This is a genomic window from Stutzerimonas stutzeri, from assembly GCF_024448695.1.
GTDB lineage: Bacteria > Pseudomonadota > Gammaproteobacteria > Pseudomonadales > Pseudomonadaceae > Stutzerimonas > Stutzerimonas stutzeri_T.
In genome coordinates this window covers 20,900-40,736 of sequence record NZ_JAMOHY010000019.1, presented here as the reverse complement: position 1 = coordinate 40,736, position 19,837 = coordinate 20,900, and the positions used below count along the sequence as shown (strand labels likewise).

23 protein-coding genes are annotated in these 19,837 nt (G+C 60.3%); 16 read left to right on the top strand and 7 right to left on the bottom strand.

Annotated elements, in window-relative coordinates; genetic code table 11:
- Window positions 1-152 precede the first annotated feature (152 nt).
- On the top strand, window positions 153-755 hold the full coding sequence (locus tag NAV32_RS13555) for a glutathione S-transferase family protein (protein WP_256053322.1): 603 nt from the start codon (window positions 153-155) through the stop codon (window positions 753-755).
- Between the two features lie 111 nt (window positions 756-866).
- Here NAV32_RS13555 and folE read toward each other — a convergent pair whose 3' ends face one another.
- The 4 genes from folE to NAV32_RS13535 all read right to left on the bottom strand — a co-directional run bounded on the left by folE (window position 867) and on the right by NAV32_RS13535 (window position 3,206).
- A complete protein-coding gene (gene folE, locus NAV32_RS13550; protein ID WP_037023019.1) occupies window positions 867-1,412 on the bottom strand; it encodes a GTP cyclohydrolase I FolE in 546 nt (181 codons plus the stop codon).
- 145 nt (window positions 1,413-1,557) lie between these two features.
- Window positions 1,558-2,115, bottom strand: a complete 558-nt coding sequence (locus tag NAV32_RS13545) for a Smr/MutS family protein (protein WP_256053321.1) — start codon at window positions 2,113-2,115, stop codon at window positions 1,558-1,560.
- Between the two features lie 95 nt (window positions 2,116-2,210).
- Complete coding sequence (locus NAV32_RS13540; protein WP_256053320.1) at window positions 2,211-2,528, bottom strand: hypothetical protein; 318 nt, start codon at window positions 2,526-2,528, stop codon at window positions 2,211-2,213.
- Window positions 2,529-2,612: 84 nt separating this feature from the next.
- The gene (locus tag NAV32_RS13535; protein WP_256053319.1) at window positions 2,613-3,206 is read right to left on the bottom strand and encodes a cysteine hydrolase family protein; all 594 of its coding nucleotides are present in this window, start codon (window positions 3,204-3,206) and stop codon (window positions 2,613-2,615) included.
- Window positions 3,207-3,396: 190 nt separating this feature from the next.
- On the opposite strand from NAV32_RS13535, the gene prmB reads away from it, so the two are divergent.
- A complete protein-coding gene (prmB, locus tag NAV32_RS13530; RefSeq protein WP_256053318.1) occupies window positions 3,397-4,317 on the top strand; it encodes a 50S ribosomal protein L3 N(5)-glutamine methyltransferase in 921 nt (306 codons plus the stop codon).
- Window positions 4,318-4,327: 10 nt separating this feature from the next.
- On the opposite strand, the gene NAV32_RS13525 is transcribed toward prmB, so the two are convergent.
- Window positions 4,328-5,116: a hypothetical protein gene (locus NAV32_RS13525; protein WP_256053317.1), complete on the bottom strand. Its 789-nt coding sequence runs from the start codon at window positions 5,114-5,116 to the stop codon at window positions 4,328-4,330.
- A gap of 174 nt (window positions 5,117-5,290) precedes the next feature.
- Between NAV32_RS13525 and aroC the strand changes: the two genes are divergently transcribed.
- From aroC to NAV32_RS13485, 8 genes are all read left to right on the top strand, one after another.
- Entirely contained in the window at window positions 5,291-6,382 is a 1,092-nt protein-coding gene (gene aroC, locus NAV32_RS13520) for a chorismate synthase (RefSeq protein WP_256053316.1), read from the top strand.
- A gap of 73 nt (window positions 6,383-6,455) precedes the next feature.
- Window positions 6,456-7,607 (top strand): MFS transporter, encoded by a 1,152-nt coding sequence (locus tag NAV32_RS13515; protein WP_256053315.1) that lies wholly within the window; start codon window positions 6,456-6,458, stop codon window positions 7,605-7,607.
- Between the two features lie 79 nt (window positions 7,608-7,686).
- Window positions 7,687-8,232, top strand: a complete 546-nt coding sequence (locus tag NAV32_RS13510) for an acireductone dioxygenase (RefSeq protein WP_256053314.1) — start codon at window positions 7,687-7,689, stop codon at window positions 8,230-8,232.
- A 26-nt stretch (window positions 8,233-8,258) separates the two neighbouring features.
- Complete coding sequence (locus NAV32_RS13505) at window positions 8,259-8,672, top strand: hexameric tyrosine-coordinated heme protein (RefSeq protein WP_256053313.1); 414 nt, start codon at window positions 8,259-8,261, stop codon at window positions 8,670-8,672.
- A 157-nt stretch (window positions 8,673-8,829) separates the two neighbouring features.
- Entirely contained in the window at window positions 8,830-9,039 is a 210-nt protein-coding gene (locus NAV32_RS13500) for a PLDc N-terminal domain-containing protein (RefSeq protein WP_256053312.1), read from the top strand.
- A gap of 3 nt (window positions 9,040-9,042) precedes the next feature.
- On the top strand, window positions 9,043-9,234 hold the full coding sequence (locus NAV32_RS13495) for a PLDc N-terminal domain-containing protein (protein ID WP_256053311.1): 192 nt from the start codon (window positions 9,043-9,045) through the stop codon (window positions 9,232-9,234).
- A 120-nt stretch (window positions 9,235-9,354) separates the two neighbouring features.
- Window positions 9,355-10,209 carry a polyamine aminopropyltransferase gene (gene speE / locus NAV32_RS13490; protein WP_256053310.1) on the top strand — a complete coding sequence of 285 codons (855 nt, stop codon included), beginning with the start codon at window positions 9,355-9,357 and terminating at the stop codon, window positions 10,207-10,209.
- Between the two features lie 311 nt (window positions 10,210-10,520).
- The gene (locus NAV32_RS13485; RefSeq protein ID WP_256053309.1) at window positions 10,521-10,862 is read left to right on the top strand and encodes a ribonuclease E inhibitor RraB; all 342 of its coding nucleotides are present in this window, start codon (window positions 10,521-10,523) and stop codon (window positions 10,860-10,862) included.
- Between the two features lie 73 nt (window positions 10,863-10,935).
- Here the strand turns inward: NAV32_RS13485 and NAV32_RS13480 are convergent, their stop codons facing one another.
- The gene (locus NAV32_RS13480; protein WP_256053308.1) at window positions 10,936-11,892 is read right to left on the bottom strand and encodes a LysR family transcriptional regulator; all 957 of its coding nucleotides are present in this window, start codon (window positions 11,890-11,892) and stop codon (window positions 10,936-10,938) included.
- A 110-nt stretch (window positions 11,893-12,002) separates the two neighbouring features.
- On the opposite strand from NAV32_RS13480, the gene NAV32_RS13475 reads away from it, so the two are divergent.
- Window positions 12,003-12,758, top strand: coding sequence for a sulfite exporter TauE/SafE family protein (locus tag NAV32_RS13475; protein WP_256053307.1), 756 nt, complete (start codon window positions 12,003-12,005; stop codon window positions 12,756-12,758).
- Here the strand turns inward: NAV32_RS13475 and NAV32_RS13470 are convergent.
- Complete coding sequence (locus NAV32_RS13470) at window positions 12,727-14,127, bottom strand: MATE family efflux transporter (RefSeq protein ID WP_256053306.1); 1,401 nt, start codon at window positions 14,125-14,127, stop codon at window positions 12,727-12,729. The two genes, NAV32_RS13475 and NAV32_RS13470, sit on opposite strands and share 32 nt — an antisense overlap.
- Before the next feature lie 118 nt (window positions 14,128-14,245).
- Between NAV32_RS13470 and pdxB the strand changes: the two genes are divergently transcribed.
- The 5 genes from pdxB to NAV32_RS13445 all read left to right on the top strand — a co-directional run bounded on the left by pdxB (window position 14,246) and on the right by NAV32_RS13445 (window position 19,790).
- Window positions 14,246-15,388: a 4-phosphoerythronate dehydrogenase PdxB gene (pdxB, locus tag NAV32_RS13465; protein WP_256053305.1), complete on the top strand. Its 1,143-nt coding sequence runs from the start codon at window positions 14,246-14,248 to the stop codon at window positions 15,386-15,388.
- A gap of 97 nt (window positions 15,389-15,485) precedes the next feature.
- Window positions 15,486-17,498, top strand: coding sequence for a DNA polymerase III subunit gamma/tau (gene dnaX, locus NAV32_RS13460; RefSeq protein WP_256053304.1), 2,013 nt, complete (start codon window positions 15,486-15,488; stop codon window positions 17,496-17,498).
- Between the two features lie 19 nt (window positions 17,499-17,517).
- The gene (locus NAV32_RS13455; protein ID WP_256053303.1) at window positions 17,518-17,844 is read left to right on the top strand and encodes a YbaB/EbfC family nucleoid-associated protein; all 327 of its coding nucleotides are present in this window, start codon (window positions 17,518-17,520) and stop codon (window positions 17,842-17,844) included.
- Between the two features lie 162 nt (window positions 17,845-18,006).
- On the top strand, window positions 18,007-18,606 hold the full coding sequence (gene recR, locus NAV32_RS13450; RefSeq protein ID WP_256053302.1) for a recombination mediator RecR: 600 nt from the start codon (window positions 18,007-18,009) through the stop codon (window positions 18,604-18,606).
- Between the two features lie 194 nt (window positions 18,607-18,800).
- Window positions 18,801-19,790: an ABC transporter substrate-binding protein gene (locus NAV32_RS13445; protein WP_256053301.1), complete on the top strand. Its 990-nt coding sequence runs from the start codon at window positions 18,801-18,803 to the stop codon at window positions 19,788-19,790.
- Window positions 19,791-19,837: the final 47 nt, after the last annotated feature.

Genomic DNA, 19,837 nt, shown 5'->3' with positions numbered 1-19,837 from the left:
CTATCAGTCTGGGCGTAATTTCGGTCAAGTAGTTTGACTTGTTTCTTTCGTCTCTGCATCTGGTACGGCAATGGCTTTTCTGAGCGCACCGGATCAGGCGGATACTGCCGAAGCAGGGTTTCGGTAGGGCATCAATCGAGAGGGGTGGCGAGATGTATAAGGTTTATGGCGATTATCGTTCCGGCAATTGCTACAAGGTCAAACTCATGCTGCATCTGCTTGGGCTGCCGTACGAATGGGTGCCGGTCAATATCCTGCGCGGTGAAACGCGTGAAGAGGCGTTCCTGAAGCTCAATCCCAACGGCAAGATCCCTGTTCTGCAGCTGGAAGATGGTTCCTGTCTGTGGGAGTCGAATGCCATACTGAATTTTCTTGCCGAGGGCAGCGAGTTTCTGCCGAGCGATGCACGCTTGCGCACCCAAGTGCTTCAGTGGCAGTTCTTTGAGCAATACAGTCATGAGCCGTTTCTGGCGGTGGCCCGTTATATCAAGGTATATCTCGGCATGCCGGAAGAGCGCCGCGAGGAGTACGAGGCCAAGCGTTACGATGGCTATCACGCACTCAACGTGATGGAGCAGCAGCTGCTACGCACGCCATATCTGGTCGGAGGAAGCTATTCAATTGCGGATGTGGCGCTGTATGCCTACACGCACGTCGCAGAGGAGGGGGGCTTCGAGCTGGAGGGATACCCGGCAATCCGAGCCTGGTTGCAGCGTGTCGCGAGTCACCCTCGGCATGTTGGGATGTTCGATTAGCCAGTGAAAAATATCGTCAGGGTCGGGATGGATACCGCTTTTACATTCATCTTCGGCCCGGCTGGGCGGATCGACAAAGCCTGATCCACCCAGCATGCTTCGGTTCTTTGTCTATTTGACGAGGCCCAGAAACTCGCTGCGGGTGGCGGGGTTTTCGCGGAACTGGCCGAGCATCACCGAAGTGACCATCGAGGAGTTCTGCTTCTCCACGCCGCGCATCATCATGCACATGTGCTGTGCTTCGATCACCACGGCGACACCCCAGGCACCGGTCACCTGCTGGATGGCCTCGGCGATCTCGCGGGTGAGGTTTTCCTGAATCTGCAGGCGACGTGCATACATGTCGACGATCCGTGCAACCTTGGACAGGCCGAGTACCTTGCCGTTGGGCAGGTAGGCGACATGCGCCTTGCCAATGAACGGCAGCATGTGGTGTTCGCACAGCGAGTACAGCTCGATGTTCTTTACCAGCACCATTTCGCTGTTGTCGGAGCTGAACAGTGCATTGTTGGTGACTTCCTCCAGCGTTTGCTGGTAGCCCTTGCACAGATACTGCATGGCTTTGGCGGCGCGCTTGGGCGTATCGAGCAGGCCCTCGCGGTTGACGTCCTCGCCGAGCTGGCCAAGGATTGCGGTGTAATGTTGTTCCAGTGACATTGAGCTACCTGTGGGCTTCATGTGAGCGCAAGCGCGAAGGGTAGGACGCACCCGTCTCGCTGGCAAGGGGAAAAACCAGCTGCAGGTTGCACACTACATACGGCAAGAAGAAGTGTGAGCCTCCTTCACTTGAAGTATGAAGTGTTCACTCGTCCCGTCCGTCGAGCATGGTTCGCTTGAGTATCAGGTAGATCGCACCGGTGCCGCCATGGCGGGGCAGGCATGAGGTGAAACCGAGTACCTGGGGGTGCTGGCGCAGCCAGGTGTTCACATGGCTTTTGATAAGGGGTCGTCTGCCGTCGACGCGTGCGGCCTTGCCGTGGGTGACGCGGACGCAGCGGATTTCGAACTTGCAGGCCTCAGCGAGGAAATCCCAGAGCAGCTCGCGCGCCTTCTCCACGCTCAAGCCATGCAGGTCGAGGCTGCCCTCGAAGGGGATCTGGCCAGCCTTGAGCTTGCGCATCTGACTGTCCTGCACACCGTCGCGCGCCCAGTAGAGTTCATCTTCAGCGGTCACGTCGATGACGAACTGATCGGACAGCCCATCAATGCGGGTTTCGTCGTTGCTGATGATGGCGTTTGCGCGGCGGGTAGCGATTTGGGTTTTGTTGCTGCGCGGTTTACCGGTGTCGGCGCGATCGTGTTCGATTGGCTTGACGCCGCGAACTGCAGTTCTGAACAGGGAAAAATCGTCTTCTTGCATGCTGCCTCCGCATTTGCAGGCGATTTTATCCCAGGGGTTGGCTGTGTGGCACTTACGATTCGGCGGGTGGCTTGGCAAGTGCAAAAGAAGGGCGATCAGCGTTTTTTCCCGAGGTGGGGCGACAGGCTGAGGCCGCTCTGGCCGTGGAGGCGGCGACGTACTCGACGTCTGATGAGCAGGCCAGTCCAGAACAGGGCCAGTCCCAGCAGAAGCGAGATGATCGCAGCTTCGGAATCTAGCGTCATGCTGTCGATGGCTTGACGGCCACCGAGCAGGGAAGCCGCACCCGCGAGCGTCAGAAGAATGCCGAGAGCGATCAACAGCAGACCAAAAAACATGCCGAAGCGTGTGCGCCATCTTCGTGGTTCGCGGGGCCGCAGGCGGCGCGCATCGAAGTCATTGCTCAGCTTCATTCCGATTACCTCTCAGGGGCAGGGCTGTGACCGAGGAAGCACGTCCAGGTTCCTTGCCTGTCAGGTATGGAGTTCGGGCTTGACTCAGGTTAGCGCTCCGGCATCTGCCACGCAGACGGCGAAATTGTCAGCGAGGATGGTCATTTCCATGCGGTGCACTTGTTCGGCATCGATTGAGCCATCGCCCATCGGCAGATCGCGTGTGGCGCAGGCCTTGTCGACCAGGGTGCAGCGATAACCGTAATCCTTGGCGGCGCGGACGGTGGTGCTCACGCTCGAATGGGTCATGAATCCGCAGACGACAAGGTCGAGACGGCCATGCTGCTGCAGCAGCTCATGCAACTGCGTACCGGCAAAGGCATTGGGCAGTGTTTTGCCTATCACGGCTTCGCCGGCCAGGGGGGCTGCTTCGGGCATGATCTGGCCACGCAGGCCCTGGGGGTCGAATAAACCTCCAGAGATGCCCAGGTGGTGGACATGCACGACAGGCGTGCCGGTTTGGCGGGCAAGCGCTAACAAACGTGTAATTTCCTCAAGCGCCGGGGCCAGGTTCGGCAGGGCCATTGCCCCGCTGCGATATTCTTCCTGGGCGTCGATGACCAGAAGCGTCGCGTTAGCCAGAGTCGCCGGTGCATAGCTGCGGCCACTGAGCTGTAGCAAGGTCTGTGGCTTGGACATGACTGACTCCTTGAAGTGTGAAGGGGGCTGATTGTGGCCCCAGATGAGCGATATGTGAACCGTCGAAACCCGAGATTCGCTTGCAGGAGCGTCAATGTCGGTCGAGATGCCAGCATCAAGGACCGCAGAAGGCTGAGAAACCTTGCGTGCTATCGGCTAGACTTTCGCACTTTTGACCGGAGATATCGACGTGACCGCTTCGTCTTCCCGATTGCGTACGCTACGCGATTACATACGCTGGGCCGTCAGCCATTTTCATGCTGAACAGCTGTTCCATGGTCATGGGACTGACAACGCCTGGGACGAGGCGCGTCAGCTGGTACTGGGTGCGCTCCATCTGCCTTGGGAAATTGCCGACAGCTACCTCGATTGCCGTCTTGAGGATGACGAGCGTGAACACCTTCAGAGCCTGCTGCGTCGTCGTATCGAGGAGCGCGTGCCGACGGCCTACCTGCTTGGGCAGACCTGGTTTTGTGGCCTGCCGTTCATCGTCGATGAGCGCGTGCTGATTCCGCGCTCACCCATCGGTGAGCTGATCGAACGGCGCTTCGAGCCCTGGCTGGCGCAGACCCCGACCCGGATTCTGGATATGTGTACCGGCTCGGGCTGCATCGGCATCGCCTGTGCGTATGAGTTTCTCGAGGCCGAAGTGGTGCTGGCGGATATTTCTTTCGAGGCGCTTGAGGTAGCTAATCGCAACATCGAACATCATGGCCTGGATGAGCGCGTCTATACCGTGCAGAGTGATGGTTTCGACGGCTTGTCTGGGCAGCGCTTTGATCTGATTGTCTCCAATCCGCCCTATGTGGATGCGGAAGACTTTGCCGATATGCCCGAGGAATATCACCACGAACCTGCGTTGGGGCTTGCCTGCGGCAATGATGGTCTGGACTTGGTGCGACGAATGCTGGCCGAGGCGGCGGACCATCTGACCGATAACGGCAGCCTGATCGTCGAAGTGGGCAACAGCCAGGTGCACGTCACTGCGCTTTACCCGGAGGTGGATTTCACCTGGCTGGAATTCGCCGAAGGCGGGCATGGGGTGTTTCTACTGGCGGCCAGTCAATGCCGTGAGTATCAGCCGCTGTTTCGCGAGCGGCTCAAGGGGTAGGGCGTAATTTTCAGCGGGTCGCGATCCAGATCAGCAGACCCGCCTGAAACAGGGAGAAGGCAATCAGACAGGCAATGGTGAAGCGCAGCGTGCCGTCTTCGCGACGAAACCTGTTGAGCCGCTCCTGAATGTCGCGAATCTTGATTTCCTGTTCGAGCAGGTTGCGGTCAGCCTGTTCGAGCATGGCGGCGGCATCGGTCAGCTCGATGATCTGTACCTTCTCGGCGTTCCAGTCAGGGCGCAGCGTGCTGACGCGTGGCACGCTGTAGAGTGCCTTAAGCTGCTGTGAGTCGGGGTAGGTGACGTCAAGCCCCTGGCTCTGCAGGCAACGATCCCGCCGTAGACGCATATCGTCAGTGGCGACATCTCCGGCGGGCAGGACGCCCTCTTTGACCAGGTAGTGTGACCAGCGTTTCTGCGCCCAAAGCGCGCATTGCGCCAGCAGAAAACGTCCAAGACCGCGATTGACCGGCTCCAGATGCAGGCCCGATTCCGGGCCGAAGTGCAGCTCCTTGGTCTCATGGTCAGCCCAGACTTCCAGCACGTTGTACTTTGCCGAGAGCACCTGGCCTGGGAGTCGTATGGAGAGCCTGAGCAGACTCTGCTTCCGTGAGTGCCGCTCGACCTGCCCCAGTTCGACAAAACGCAGCGGACGCGCACCGCTGTCACTGTCGGTCAGCAATGGTGCCAGACGCAGCAGGCGAAAGCGGTCCGGAGCCAGCTCGGCCCAGGGATGCGGTGAGGGAGAAGCGGGCACCTGAGCGTCGCTATCGTTCGGTGCGGTTGTGCTGTCGGTCATGGGGTGTCCGTGGGCCTTGCTTGACGATGGCTAACGACCATATCGGCGGCTAATCGGTCAACTGGAGGGTAGCGATGTGCCATGGCATTCGCCAGTGGCGCGGCATTGGACGAAATCCGCAGCAGCTCGGGTATACTTTGCGCCCTTTGTTCAGGTCGATTGCGGAGCACCTGCATGTCCGGCAACACATACGGCAAGCTGTTTACCGTCACCACCGCTGGCGAGAGTCATGGGCCGGCGCTGGTCGCCATCGTCGACGGCTGTCCGCCCGGGCTTGAGCTGTCTCTGGAAGATCTGCAGCGTGACCTCGACCGGCGCAAGCCGGGCACCAGTCGCCACACGACCCAGCGCCAGGAAGCCGATGAAGTCGAAATCCTTTCCGGGGTTTTCGAGGGCCGCACCACGGGTTGTTCGATTGGTTTGCTGATCCGCAATACCGATCAGAAGTCCAAGGACTATTCGGCAATCAAGGAACAGTTCCGCCCGGCTCATGCCGATTACAGCTATCACCACAAATACGGCGTTCGCGATTACCGAGGCGGTGGGCGCAGCTCGGCGCGTGAAACCGCCATGCGCGTGGCTGCTGGTGCCATCGCCAAGAAGTACCTGGCAACGCTGGGCATTCAGGTGCGGGGCTACATGAGCCAGCTCGGACCTATCGAGATCCCCTTCAAGGGCTGGGAATCAGTGGAACAGAATGCTTTCTTCAGCCCTGATCCGGACAAGGTGCCCGAGCTGGAAGCCTACATGGATCAGCTGCGCCGCGATCAGGATTCGGTGGGGGCGAAGATCACCGTGGTGGCCGAGGGTGTGCCTCCGGGTCTGGGTGAGCCGGTTTTCGACCGTCTGGACGCCGAGCTGGCCCATGCGCTGATGAGCATCAATGCGGTCAAGGGCGTGGAAATCGGCGCCGGTTTCGCCAGCGTTGCCCAGCGCGGCACCGAGCATCGTGACGAGCTGACGCCGGAAGGCTTTCTGTCCAACCAGGCTGGCGGCATCCTTGGCGGGATTTCTTCCGGCCAGCCGATCATTGCCCACCTGGCGCTCAAGCCCACGTCGAGCATCACCACGCCGGGTCGCTCCATCGATACCCAGGGCCATCCGGTGGAGATCATTACCAAGGGCCGCCATGATCCCTGCGTCGGTATCCGTGCCACGCCCATCGCCGAAGCGATGATGGCTATCGTGCTACTGGACCATCTTCTGCGCCATCGCGGCCAGAATGCAGATGTACGAGTGACGACCCCGGTGCTGGGTCAGCTTTGATCTGCAAGCCCCGGGCTTCAAGCTGCATGTGGACGACGCTGTGTTTCTGCTTGTGGCTTGAAGTTTGCCGTTTATGAGTGTTTCTCTTCCGTACTGGCGTCTTTCCGGCTTTTATTTCTTCTACTTCTCGCTGCTCGGGGCGACGGCGCCGTTTTTCGGTTTGTATTTCGCCCATCTCGGCTTTTCCGCAGAGCGCATCGGTGAGCTGGTAGCGATTCCCATGCTGATGCGCTGCCTGGCGCCGAACCTCTGGGGCTGGCTGGGTGATGTGACGGGTCAGCGCCTGGCCATCGTGCGTATCGGTGCACTCTGCACACTGCTGTCGTTCGGTCTGATCTTTTTTGACAAAAGCTACGCCTGGCTGGTGCTGGTGATGGCCTTGCATGCATTCTTCTGGCATGCGGTGCTGCCGCAGTTCGAGGTGATTACCTTGGCGCATTTGCGCGAACAGGCGGCGCGCTACAGCCAGGTTCGGCTGTGGGGCAGCATCGGCTTCATCGTTGCGGTGGTGGGGCTGGGCATGCTGTTCGAGCGACTCAGCCTGGATGTCTATCCGGTGGCGATCATTGTGCTCATGGCGGGTATTGTCCTCAGCAGTGTATGGGTGCCCAATGCGCAGCCGGAACCGCGGCCTGATACGAGCGGGCAGGGCGGTTTCATGCGACAACTGTGCCGGCCCGGCGTGCTGGCATTCTATGTGTGCGTTGGCCTGATGCAGGTTAGTCACGGGCCTTACTACACTTTTTTCAGTATTCATCTGGAAGCGCTCGGCTACGACCGAGGCACCATCGGCCTGCTCTGGGCGTTGGGGGTCGTTGCCGAGATTCTGCTGTTCCTGATGATGGCGGCGTTGCTCAAGCGCTTCTCCCTGCGGCAGGTGCTGGTGGCAAGCTTCCTGCTGGCGGCGTTGCGCTGGCTGTTGCTGGGTACGCTGGCCGACCACCTTGTCGTGCTGCTGCTCGCGCAGTTGATGCATGCGGCCACCTTTGGCAGTTTCCACGCCGCTGCGGTGCATTTTGTCCAGCGCAGTTTCGGCCACCGCCAGCAGGGGCAGGGTCAGGCCCTATATGCGACGTTGGCGGGTATCGGCGGTGCGCTGGGGGCGCTGTATTCAGGCTACAGCTGGAGCAGTCTGGGACCTGGCTGGGCTTTCGCCATCGCCAGTCTGGCGGCTCTGGCTGCAGCCGTTATCATTGCCATTCCTGTGCAGGGGAGTCGGGCATGACTGCCAGCGGCTACGACTTTGCTGCCGAATCATCGATCAGACGCCGGGTCACTTAACGCCCGGCCCGGAGACAGCGACCATGAGCATCCTCAGCGTCTATCACCAAAGCACGCCCGAACAGCCCTTCAAGGTGCTCACGCATCACGAGGATATCGCCGTCACGCTGGCCGAAGCAGGTGTGCATCTGGAGCGCTGGCAGGCCAGTAGCGTCATTGCTCCGAATGCCAGTGATGAAGCGTTGATCGCCGCTTATCAATCGCAGATCGACCGGCTGATGAACGAGCGCGGTTATGCCGGCATGGATGTGCTCAGTCTGACCCGCGACCAATTCAGGCTGACCGAGCCGCACGTGCAAGAGCTGGAAGAGTGCGTCCTGCCTGGCGATCAGGTGCATCTTTTCGTTGCCGGATACGGGCTGTTCAACCTGCATGTTGAGGACAAGGTCTATGCCGTACTGTGCGAGAAAGGTGACCTGATCCTGATACCTGCGGGCGTTCGTCATTGGTTCGATAAGGGCGAACGTCCGCACCTGATCGCCATTTGCCTGTTCAATAACCCGCAAGACCGTGTCCCGCAGTATACCGGCGACGATATTGCGAACCGCTTTCCGCGCCTGGACGATTGAACCAGGGTTGTTGCTCCAAAGGTGTATTGAGCACGCTTTCGCAATGGGTCATTAATGCTTCGACTTCAGCAGATGCTGGCAGTCCGCGACCACGAAAGCCGCTTACCCCCGACTGGGGAATTGGAGAAACAATGGCTATCAAATGCACAACTGCAATTGGCATCGCTGTTCTTGTTCTGGGCTTGCCCCTTTCACTTCAGGCTCAGGACAAGGCGCCTGAGCGCTGGTTGCCGAGCCTGATTACCGAAACACCGCAGGAAGGTTTCGAGCTGGCGGTCAAACTTTCCAGAATGGGTGTCAAAAGTACCCAGCCAGACAAAGAAGTGCTGTTTCGCGAGCGTGCGAAATACGCGCAGAACGGTGAGGCATTGATGCACGCTTCTGAAGTGGTTGCCATCCACTTCCAGACCGTCGCGGCAGCGAACAGCTACTGGAAATAGGCCTCCCACTTTTCTCCCGCACGGGTCGCAGGCATCTCCGGGACAGGGTGCGGTTCTTTACGACGGTTGTCCGTGCAGTCCGCTGCCGCCGGCAAGCCTGAACCCTCACGCTTGCCAGGCATCCAAATTGCGAACCCATCGTAATGAGGAATCACCCATGACAGATGCCTTCGGCGGTATTTTCGGCCTGATCATTCTGCTACTGGATATCTGGGCCATCGTCAGCGTGGTGCGAAGTGATGCGGCAACCGGGAAGAAGGTGCTCTGGGTCTTGCTAATCCTGATCCTGCCGGTGCTTGGCCTGATTCTCTGGGCCATCATGGGGCCGCGCGGTAACCGCCCTGACGACATGAGTCCGAGGCGCTGATCAATGGATGAGCTGACACCCTTGCTGGCCGTCGCAGTGCTTATTGCGGATCTGCTGGCGATTCTTCATGTCTGGTTCAGCCGTATCGAGTACGGGCGCAAGGTCATCTGGAGCCTGGTGATCGCGCTTCTGCCGGTGGTTGGCCTGGTCATGTGGATCGTCGCGGTCAGCCGTTTCGCCAAGGTCAGGCTCTAGCCAGGTGCAGGGCTGGTTTGACCTGTCATTAGACTAAAGTAGAGTTCGATGCTTTCCTCCAGGCGAAGGCGCTGAGATGCTGTGCGCCTTCTGCCACATCATCCATCACGGGAGATACCCATGAGTGATTATCAGGAAGCTCTCTACGAGGGATACGGCCAGCGTTTTACCATCGACCGGATGCTGCATGACGTACGCACCGGGCATCAGCATCTGGTTATTTTCGAGAATGCTCGAATGGGGCGTGTCATGGCGCTTGATGGGGTGATCCAGACCACCGAGGCGGATGAGTTCATTGCTAACGAAATGCTCACGCACCTGCCGATCCTTGCCCATGGTTTGGTCCGGCGGGTGCTGATTATTGGCGGGGCCGATGGCGGGATCGTGCGTGAGGTCGCCAGGCATCGCGATGTCGAAAGCATCACCATGGTCGAGGCTGATGGCGCCATGCTGGAGGCCTGCAAGACCTTTCTGCCGGAGCATGCCAGGGGGGCTTTCAACGATGCTCGCCTGAATCTGCTGATCGATGACGGGCTGCATTTCATCAACGCCTGTGAAGAAACGTTTGACGTGATTATCTGCGAGCGCACCCATGCAGGTACTGCCGAAGAGATTTCCGGGGACTTCTATCAGGCCTGCCGCCGCCGCTTGGGTGATGGCGGGATTCTGGTTGCGCGCGCGGGCGCTCCGTTCATGCAACTCGCCCAGGTGCAGGCTGCGGCCAGGAGCATGAATGGCCTGTTTGCCGACTGGCACTTCTACCAGGCTGCGGTATCCACCTGCAGCGGGGGAGCGATGTCCTTTGCCTGGGGCGCTTGTGATTCAGCCAGTCGTCGGCAACCGCTGGAAACACTTTGCCAGCGCTTTGCTGGCAGCGGGGTTGTGACGCGCTACTACAATCCACATGTCCATCTCGCCGCCTTTGCGCTGCCTCAGTATGTTTTGCAGGCCATCGGCAAAGCCAGTAACGACTGATTTCGTGGTGTGTGCAAGGGCGCTCGCTCTTTGTGATGCGCCCAAGTCATTGCGGCTGTGATCCAGATGCCCTATGTTCGATGTCGTCGACAGGGTCAAAGCGTTCCCGACCTTGGCTGAACATGCCATTCGTGACACTCGTTTTATTCCATTCCATTTCTGCAACGAGGCTCGACCACAAGGCTTATTCATTCTGAAAAAGCCGTTCATCCATAGAGGGCGTTTACAAGGTCAGTGCGCGAAGATCAGGCACGGCAAGAGGGTCCAGCGCAGCAGTTTGTAAGCGCCGTCTGAGTGAGAGGAGGTTAATCATGAGTACCACCTTCCATGAGGATGTCAGCAGTAACGTGCTCTTGAGGATGAAGGAAGGCGGTTTCGATTTCGCCCGCGTTCACCCTATCGAGTTTTATGCGGTATTTCCCGACCGTGAGCAGGCATGCGCAGCCGCCAGCAACTTTCGTGGCGAATGCGTGAACACACAAGTCTTTCCCCGTGATGATGGCGCCTGGAATCTTCAGGTGAGCAAGGTCATGTACGCCACATTCGACGGCATCGGTGATTTCGAGCAGGATCTGGAGGATCTTGTCGAGCCTTTGGGTGGTGTGGTCGATGGCTGGGGAGTGACCCAGGAGTTATCTGGCTGCACAGTCTGACAGCCAGGGCCGTTGTGAACTTCCTGCGAGGCATTAACAGTGCCTCGTCAACCTTCCCGGCGGCCCTGGAGCTTCAACCTACACCAAGTCCGCTTTGCAGGGCCTGGTCCCACGGCGGGACCGGGCCGAAGCGGCTCTTCAAAAACTCCAGCAGTAAACGGCTGCGCGAATCGCCTTCCCTTGTCAGGCGCAGGGCATAGATGCCGCTGGGCTCGGGTGGGGGCAATCCGTGTTCGCAAAACAGCGGCAATAAATCGCCTCGCAACAGATGATCACCAATCAGCCAGGTCGGTAGATGTGCAATGCCCAAGCCTGCCAGCGTACCGCTAAGCAAGGCTTCGGCGTTGTTGGCGATCATCCGCATGCGGCGGGGGCGCAGCAATTGCCGCTTGCCGTCATGTTCGAAGCGCCACGCGTGAGGCGGCGCCAGTGCATCCCAGTCCAGGCCGTCATGCGTTGGCAATTCGCTGACGTTCAGCGGTACGCCACGTCGCGCCAGGTAGTCGGGACTTGCACAAACAACCCGCACCATCGGTGCCAGCGGTGTGGCAACCAGGCGGGTATCGGCCAGCGGGCCGATGCGCAGCACCAGATCGACTTCGCCCAGGTGCTCACCGCGCAGATCGACGAAGCTGTCGATCAGGCGCAGCTGGATATCCACCTCGGGATAGATCTGAAGAAATTCCGCCAGCGCCGGCGCCAGATGCCGACGACCAAAGGGGGCAGGGGCGTCTATCCGAATGCGACCGCGCGGTGCATTTTGCAGCGAAGTGACCTCGGCCCGAACCAGTTGCAGTTCCTGCACGATGCGCCTGGCTCGCTCGGCGAACACCTGGCCTGCTGTGGTGGGCTTTATGGCGTGGGTGCTGCGGCTGACCAGCTGGCAGCCCAGGCTGTTCTCCAGCGCATCAATACGCCGGGCGACAGTGGAGGGCGTCAGGCCATGCAGACGGCCGGCGGCAGAAAAGCTGCCGGTGTCGAGAGTATCGAGAAACAATCTGAACTGTTCGGAGAGCGGGTCTGATTGCATGCTTGTTTGGCCGGCTTTGTGAAAATCGCATAACCATTGTGCATGGCTATGCGTATCCGGAATAGTTCGGGCGCTATAGTATCGCTTTTTTTATATCTGGAAAGTGATCAATGGATCTGCTTGGCAGCGCGTTGAATATTGCACTGGGTCTGGTGCTGGGGGCGTTGGGTGGGCTGTTCGGCATCGGTGGTGGGCTGATTGCGATTCCGGTACTGGGCGTACTCTTCGGTCTGGACCAGCAACTGGCGCAAGGAACGGCTCTGGTCATGGTCGTGCCCAATGTGCTGCTGGCGATCTGGCGCTATCACCAGCGCAACCGCATCGATATCCGCCATGCGGCGGCGTTGGGCGTTTCCAGTTTCTGTTTCGCCATCGCCGGTGCAGCACTGGCGGTATCGCTGGATGCCGGACGCATGCGCATCGCTTTCGTCGGCTTCCTGCTGGTCCTGGCCCTCTATACCTTGCTGCGTGTCTTCCTCAAGCCACAGGTTGGCGCTACCGAGCTGCGTTATCCCTGGCCCTGGCTGGGTGCTCTGGGCGCTGGCGCTGGCGCCCTGGGGGGATTGTTCGGCGTAGGCGGTGCGGTGCTGGCCACGCCAGTGCTCACTTCAGTATTTGGCACTTCTCAGGTCATTGCGCAAGGCTTGTCATTGTCTCTGGCGGCACCCAGTACGGGGGTGACGCTGGTGACGTATGCACTGCACGGGCAGGTTGACTGGGCGCTCGGAGTGCCGCTGGCCATCGGCGGGCTGCTCAGCATCAGTCTGGGCGTGAAGCTGGCGCACGCGCTGCCAGAGCGCCTGCTGCGCCTGCTGTTCAGCGGCTTTCTGTTGCTCAGTGCGGCGTTGCTGGTGCTTGAGGTTTAGGCAGGCGGCGAATCTCCTTGCGTGCGCTGCGCACCAGGCGAATGCTCAACAGCAGCGCCGCGCAACTCAGACCGGCAATCAGCCCCTGCCAGAGGCCTGCCGGCCCGCTGGCCGCGCCAAAGGTATCGGTCAGCCCCAGGGTGTAACCCAGCGGCAGGCCGATTCCCCAATAGGCGAACAGGGTGTAAATCATCGTCATGCGGGTGTCTTGATAACCGCGCAGGGCGCCGGCTGCAGTCACCTGAACAACATCGGAGAACTGGAACAGCGCGGCATATATGAACAGCCCGGCCGCCACTCCGATGACTGCCGGATCGGTGGTGTAGATGCGCGCGATTTGTTCGCTGAACAGCAGCATGAGCGTGGCTGAAAAACAGGCAAAGAGCAGCCCGGTGACGATCCCCAGACCCGCCACGAAACGCGCATCGCGCGGGGCATTGCGGCCCAGCGCCTGACCGATGCGCACTGTGATCGCCATGCCCAGCGACAGCGGAATCATGAAGATCAGCGAAGTGAAGTTGAGGGCGATCTGATGGCCGGCGACCACGGTCGCACCGAGCGCGCCGATCAGCAGGGCGATGACTGAAAATATGCTGGCCTCGGCAAATACCGCAATGCCGATGGGAATGCCGACCGACAACAAGTGGCTGAGCTCCGGCCAGGACGGTCTGTCGAAACGCTCGAACAGCCGGCTTGGCTGGTAGTACGGGGCGCGGCGCACCCAGAACAGCATGGCCAGGCACATGAACAACATCACCAGCGCCGTGGCCCAGCCGCAACCGACACCACCCATGGCCGGCACGCCCAGTTTGCCGTAGATGAAGATGTAGTTCAGCGGAATGTTCAGCAGCAAGCCGAGCAGGCCGATCACCATGCTCGGTCGGCTGTGCCCCAGGCCATCGCTGTAGCAGCGCAGTACCAGATAAAGCGCCATCGTCGGAAAACCGCAGGCCACGGCACGCAGGTAGCGCATGGTAGGGTCGATCAGGCCCGTTTCGACTTGCAGAAGGTGCAGCAGCGGCTCGGCATTCCACATCAGTACGGCAGACAGGCTGCCGATCCCCAACCCCATCCACAATGCCTGGCGCACCACCGGGCCTATCTGGGCGTCTTCGCCGGCGCCGAAGCGTTTCGCCACATTCGGCGTGGTCGCCAGAATTACACCACTGGTCAGCAGGAACATCGGTACCCAGATCGAATTACCCAGGGCGACAGCAGCCAGATCGCGCGGACTGACGCGCCCGGCCATCATGGTGTCGACGAAGCCCATGGCGGTATTGGCCAGTTGCCCGATCATCATGGGCAGGGCGATGGCGAAGAGGGCGCGCAATTCAATGCGCACCCGTCTGAGTCTTGGCTCAGCAGGCATTTCGGACAGTCCGGGTTGTATACAGAAAGAGGCGTAGTCTACGCCGAGCGAAGCGCCCCCGGAAGGCACAGAGGTGCTGCGGCGGTCTAGAATGGGCGTATCAGACATGGAGCAGCGCATGCGCATTCTTGCAGACGAAAATATCCCCCTGGTCGATGCCTTCTTCGCCGAGTTCGGCGATATCCATCGCATGCCGGGGCGGCGTATCAACCGGGCAGCACTGGAGCAGACGGACGTACTGCTGGTGCGTTCGGTGACCCGGGTTGATCGCGAATTGCTGGAAGGCAGTCAGGTGCGCTTCGTGGGCACCTGTACGATCGGCACCGATCATCTGGACCTGGATTATTTTGCGGAAGCCGGGATCGCATGGGCCAGCGCGCCGGGCTGCAACGCCCGTGGAGTGGTGGACTACGTGCTCGGTAGCCTGCTGGCGCTGGCAGAAGGCGAGGGTGTCGACCTGAGCAGTCGATGCTATGGCGTGGTCGGAGCAGGTGAGGTTGGCGGGCGTCTGGTGGGCGTCTTGCGGGGTCTGGGCTGGGAAGTGAAGGTCTGTGATCCGCCACGTCAGACGCGGGAAGCCTGCGGCTTCGTCAGTCTCGATGAAATCATTGAAACCTGTGACGTTATCAGCCTGCACACGCCGCTGATCCTCGATGGCGCGCACGCCACCTTTCATTTGCTCGATCAGGCTCGTCTCGAACGTCTGCGCGCCGGCAGTTGGCTGATCAATGCCAGCCGTGGCGCGGTGGTGGACAATACGGCGCTGCGCAACCAGCTGGCGCAGCGCCAGGACATCCAGGCCGTGCTGGATGTCTGGGAAGGCGAGCCGCAGGTGAACGTCGAGCTGGCCGAGCTGTGCTGGATCGCGACGCCGCATATTGCCGGCTACAGCCTGGACGGCAAGCTCCGTGGCACCGCACAGATTTATCAGGCGTTCTGCGCCAGCAAAGGGCTGGTGCCGAAGCTTGAATTGGCCGCGCTGATGCCAAGTGCACCCTTGCGCGGTCTCTCTTTTGCCGATACGGCCAGCGCTGATGAGTTGCTGGCAACTGTCTGCCGAGCCGTGTACGACCCACGCCGTGACGACGCGGCCTTTCGACGAACTCTCGGCGGTGATGATGAACAGCGCCGGATGGGTTTCGATCAGTTGCGCAAGGACTATCCGCCACGCCGTGAAATCGATGGGCTGGAGATGGATGTAGCGGGCCAGGCTTCGCTGGAACAGGTCGTGCGGGCACTGGGGGCACGATTGCGGCAATAGGGGCGGCAACGCCGGTAGGCTGGATGACAGGCCGGATGCAATTTGCGGCTTGCTCCGCTAGCATTGTCCGTCCTCTGTTTTATCCCGCGATGGTGTTATGAGTTATCAGGTCCTGGCCCGTAAATGGCGTCCGCGCTCGTTCCGCGAAATGGTCGGGCAGACGCATGTGCTCAAGGCTCTGATCAATGCGCTGGACAGCCAGCGTCTGCACCATGCTTACCTCTTCACCGGTACGCGCGGCGTCGGCAAGACCACCATCGCGCGAATCATCGCCAAGTGCCTGAACTGCGAAACCGGCGTCAGCTCGACGCCCTGTGGCGAGTGTTCGGTATGTCGCGAGATCGATGAGGGGCGCTTTGTCGATCTGATCGAAGTCGATGCTGCAAGCCGCACCAAGGTCGAAGACACGCGCGAACTGCTGGATAACGTTCAGTACGCGCCCAGTCGGGGCCGCTTCAAGGTCTACCTGATCGACGAAGTGCACATGCTTTCGTCGCATTCCTTCAACGCGCTGCTGAAAACGCTCGAAGAGCCGCCGCCGCATGTCAAGTTCCTACTGGCCACCACTGATCCGCAGAAGCTGCCCGTAACCATCCTGTCACGCTGCCTGCAGTTCTCGCTGAAGAACATGCCGCCGGAGCGGGTGGTGGAGCATCTGACCCACGTGCTGGGTGCGGAAAATGTACCGTTCGAGGAAGACGCACTCTGGCTGCTCGGGCGTGCCGCCGATGGTTCCATGCGCGATGCCATGAGCTTGACCGACCAGGCGATTGCATTCGGCGAAGGCAAGGTGCTGGCCGAAGATGTTCGCAGCATGCTCGGTACTCTGGATCACGGTCAGGTCTACGGTGTGCTGCAGGCGCTGCTGGAAGGCGATGCCCGGGCGCTGCTGGAAGCGGTTCGGCACCTGGCCGAGCAAGGCCCTGACTGGGGCGGCGTGCTGGCCGAAATACTCAATGTGCTGCACCGCGTGGCTATCGCCCAGGCGCTGCCGGAGGCCGTGGACAACGGTCAGGGTGATCGTGAGCGGGTGCTTGCTCTGGCTCAGGCGCTGCCTGCTGAAGACGTACAGTTCTACTACCAGATGGGGCTGATCGGTCGGCGTGATCTGCCGCTGGCGCCGGACCCGCGCAGTGGCTTCGAGATGGTCCTGCTGCGCATGCTGGCGTTTCGCCCGGCAGGAAGTGAAAGCGCGCCGCGAACACCCTTAAAGAATGTGGGAATCAGTCCGGCCACGACTGATTCCCAGGTGGCGCCGGTGGCCGCCACGACGCTTGCGACCGCGCCCGTGGCGCCTGCCATTATTGCAGCCGCGCCACCCGTGGTTGGCCTTGAGCCTGACGTTTTGGCGCAATCAGCCCCTGATGCGGTCAGTGAGCCGCCTCAGCCCGCAGCGCCTGCGCCTGTACCTGTCGCCGAGAAAGCGGCGACACAACCTGCACCTGCAACACCGCCAATCGATCTGCCCTGGGAAGAGCGTCCGGCGCCGCCCATTAGCGAGCCGCCCGTCACCAGCGTGCCGGAGGAGGCGGTTGCCGGGTCGCCTGATCCCGTCGCTGCTCCGGTTCTGCACGAGGATTCTGACGATGACGAGCCGCCGCTGAGCGATGAGGATTATTTCCAGGCTGAAACCCAGGCCGAAGCCTATCTGCACAACCTGGATGCGCTGGAACCGGCTCCGGCTGTTGTCGAGCCTGCACTTGCCATGGAGCCGGCCACGGGCCTGGCAGCGGAGTGGCAGAGTATTTATCTCAAACTTGGCTTGTCGGGTCTGACCGGCAGTATCGCGTCCAATTGCACGTTGATTTCGGTCGAGGATGATCGCTGGCTGATGCACCTGGACCCGGCGCAGAGCGCCCTGTTCAACGCAACACAGCAACGGCGGCTGAACGATGCGCTCGATCAGTATCATGGCAGGCCGCTGAAGTTGGTGATCGAACTGCAGACACCGCAGCAGGAAACCCCGGCCCAGGCGGCGGCCCGGTATCGTACGCAGCGGCAGCAGGCCGCCGAGCAATCGATTCAAAGCGATCCGCTGGTCCAACAACTGATTCAGCAGTTTGCGGCAGTGATCCGCGAAGGCACCATCGAACCCCTGGAACAACCCTGATCGACCCGAGGAAATCCCCATGATGAAAGGTGGCATGGCCGGCCTGATGAAGCAGGCACAGCAGATGCAGGAAAAGATGCAGAAAATGCAGGAAGAACTGGCGAACGCCGAAGTGACCGGCCAATCGGGCGCTGGCCTGGTCAGCGTGGTGATGAACGGTCGTCATGACGTCAAGCGCGTCAGCCTCGATGACAGCCTGATGCAGGAAGACAAGGACATCCTCGAAGATCTGATTGCCGCTGCCGTGAATGATGCGGTGCGCAAGATCGAGTCGAACAGTCAGGAGAAGATGTCCGGTATGACTGCTGGTATGCAGCTGCCGCCTGGCTTCAAGATGCCTTTTTAAACCGGGCGCCCATACAACGCACATGACTGCGTTGCTCGACGGCGCGGGCATCCTTATTTACGCGCAGTAAACTCCGGTGCCCACGCTTTCTCGCGCTTTGCCCAGCACGCCGCCTGAACGGCCCTTGCTCCATGCTGCCCTTTCCAATAGCGACACTTACTTATGAGCTTCAGCCCCCTGATTCGCCAACTCATCGATGCGTTGCGCATTCTCCCCGGCGTCGGGCAGAAAACGGCGCAGCGCATGGCCCTGCAGATGCTTGAGCGTGATCGCAGCGGTGGTTTGCGTCTGGCCCAGGCGTTGACGCGGGCGATGGAAAATGTCGCTTACTGCCAGCAGTGCCGCACCCTCAGTGAAGAGGCGCTGTGCGCGCAGTGCGCCGATCCGCGTCGGGACGATAGTCTGCTGTGCATCGTGCAAAGCCCTGTGGATGTCTTCGCGGTCGAGCAAACGGGCTTTCGCGGGCGCTATTTCGTGCTCAAGGGACACCTGTCTCCTCTCGATGGCCTCGGGCCGGAGGCCATTGGCATTCCCGAGTTGCTGACGCGTGTCGCGGCAGGCCGTTTCAGCGAAGTGATTTTGGCCACCAACCCGACCGTGGAAGGCGAGGCCACCGCCCATTACATCGCACAGCTGTTGATCCCCAAGGGGCTTACTCTCAGCCGCATCGCGCATGGTGTTCCGCTGGGTGGCGAACTGGACCTGGTGGACGGCGGAACCCTCGCTCACGCGCTGGCCGGGCGCAAGACCATCAGTCTGTAGATGGGTCATGAGGCGCTAAGACTCTACAAACGAATTCCGCTTATAACGCGCGCATGGGTGCATATGGCCACTCAAGAGGTGCGAGCGGGGCAGTAGATCGTGTAAAGTTCTAAGCCAATCAAGATATATAACCTTAAAGAATAATAGCCTTTCTTTTGGTTATATCCCGCAAGTGCACTGCGTGAGGTCGAAGAATGAAGGCAAGACACTGGCTGGTTCCCGCTCTTTTGCTAATGAGCGCATTTGCGCAGGCTCAGGAAAAATTCAAGGTCGGCTACATTCGCGTCATGGACGATGCCCAGGCGATGGTTGCCCACGAGGCGCAGCTGTACAAGAAGCATGGCCTGGATGTCGAACTGGTCGAATTCAGCTCCGGCACCGACCTGATCAAGGCCATCGTCGGTGGTCAGCTGGACACTGGTGTCCTGGGCTTCACCAACGCAGTTGCCTGGGCCTCCAAGGGTGCCGATCTAAAGGTGGTAAGCGGTGCGCAGCAAGGCTATCACTCGATCCTGGTGCGCAACGAAACCGGTATCGAAGATGTAGCCGGGCTCAAGGGGCACCGTCTGGCTTCGCAGCGCGAGGGCAGCACTGCCGATGCAGTATTGCGCGGTGTCACGCTGAAGGCGGCCGGGCTGACGCCCAAAGACGTGAACATCATGGGTGTCAGCCCCGCGGTTGCGGTGCAGTCACTGGTTTCGGGGCGCGTTGATGCGGCTTTCCTGTTCGAGCCCTATGACCGCATTGCCCAGCTGGTGGCGCCGGTCAAGCAGATCTACGAGATCGGTGAGGTCTGGCCGTTCCCCTGCATGGTTGTGATTACCTCCGGGGAAACCCTGGCCAAGCGCAAGGATGACGTGTGGAAGTCGCTCGATGCGCAGCGCGAAGCCATCGAATTGCTGGAGAACCAGCCAGCCGAAGCGGCCAAGCTGATCGCCAGCTATTTCATCGCTGAACCAACGCTCAAGACGCTGGAGCGCGGCGAGCTGCCGCGTGAAGTGGTGATCGAGGAAGCCATTGCCACTCAGGATTTCACCGCCAAACTGGATGAGGCCGATCTGGCACGCATTCAGGAACTGGCCGATATTCTGCAGGAACTGGGGTCGCTGAAAACCCGCGACGGCAAGCCGTTCGATACGTCCGCCATTCTCGACCTGTCTTGGCAGGAAGCCCGCGAGCTCTAAATACAGCACGTCCTCACTGCCCGGCCAGGTGCCGGGCAGCTTTCATT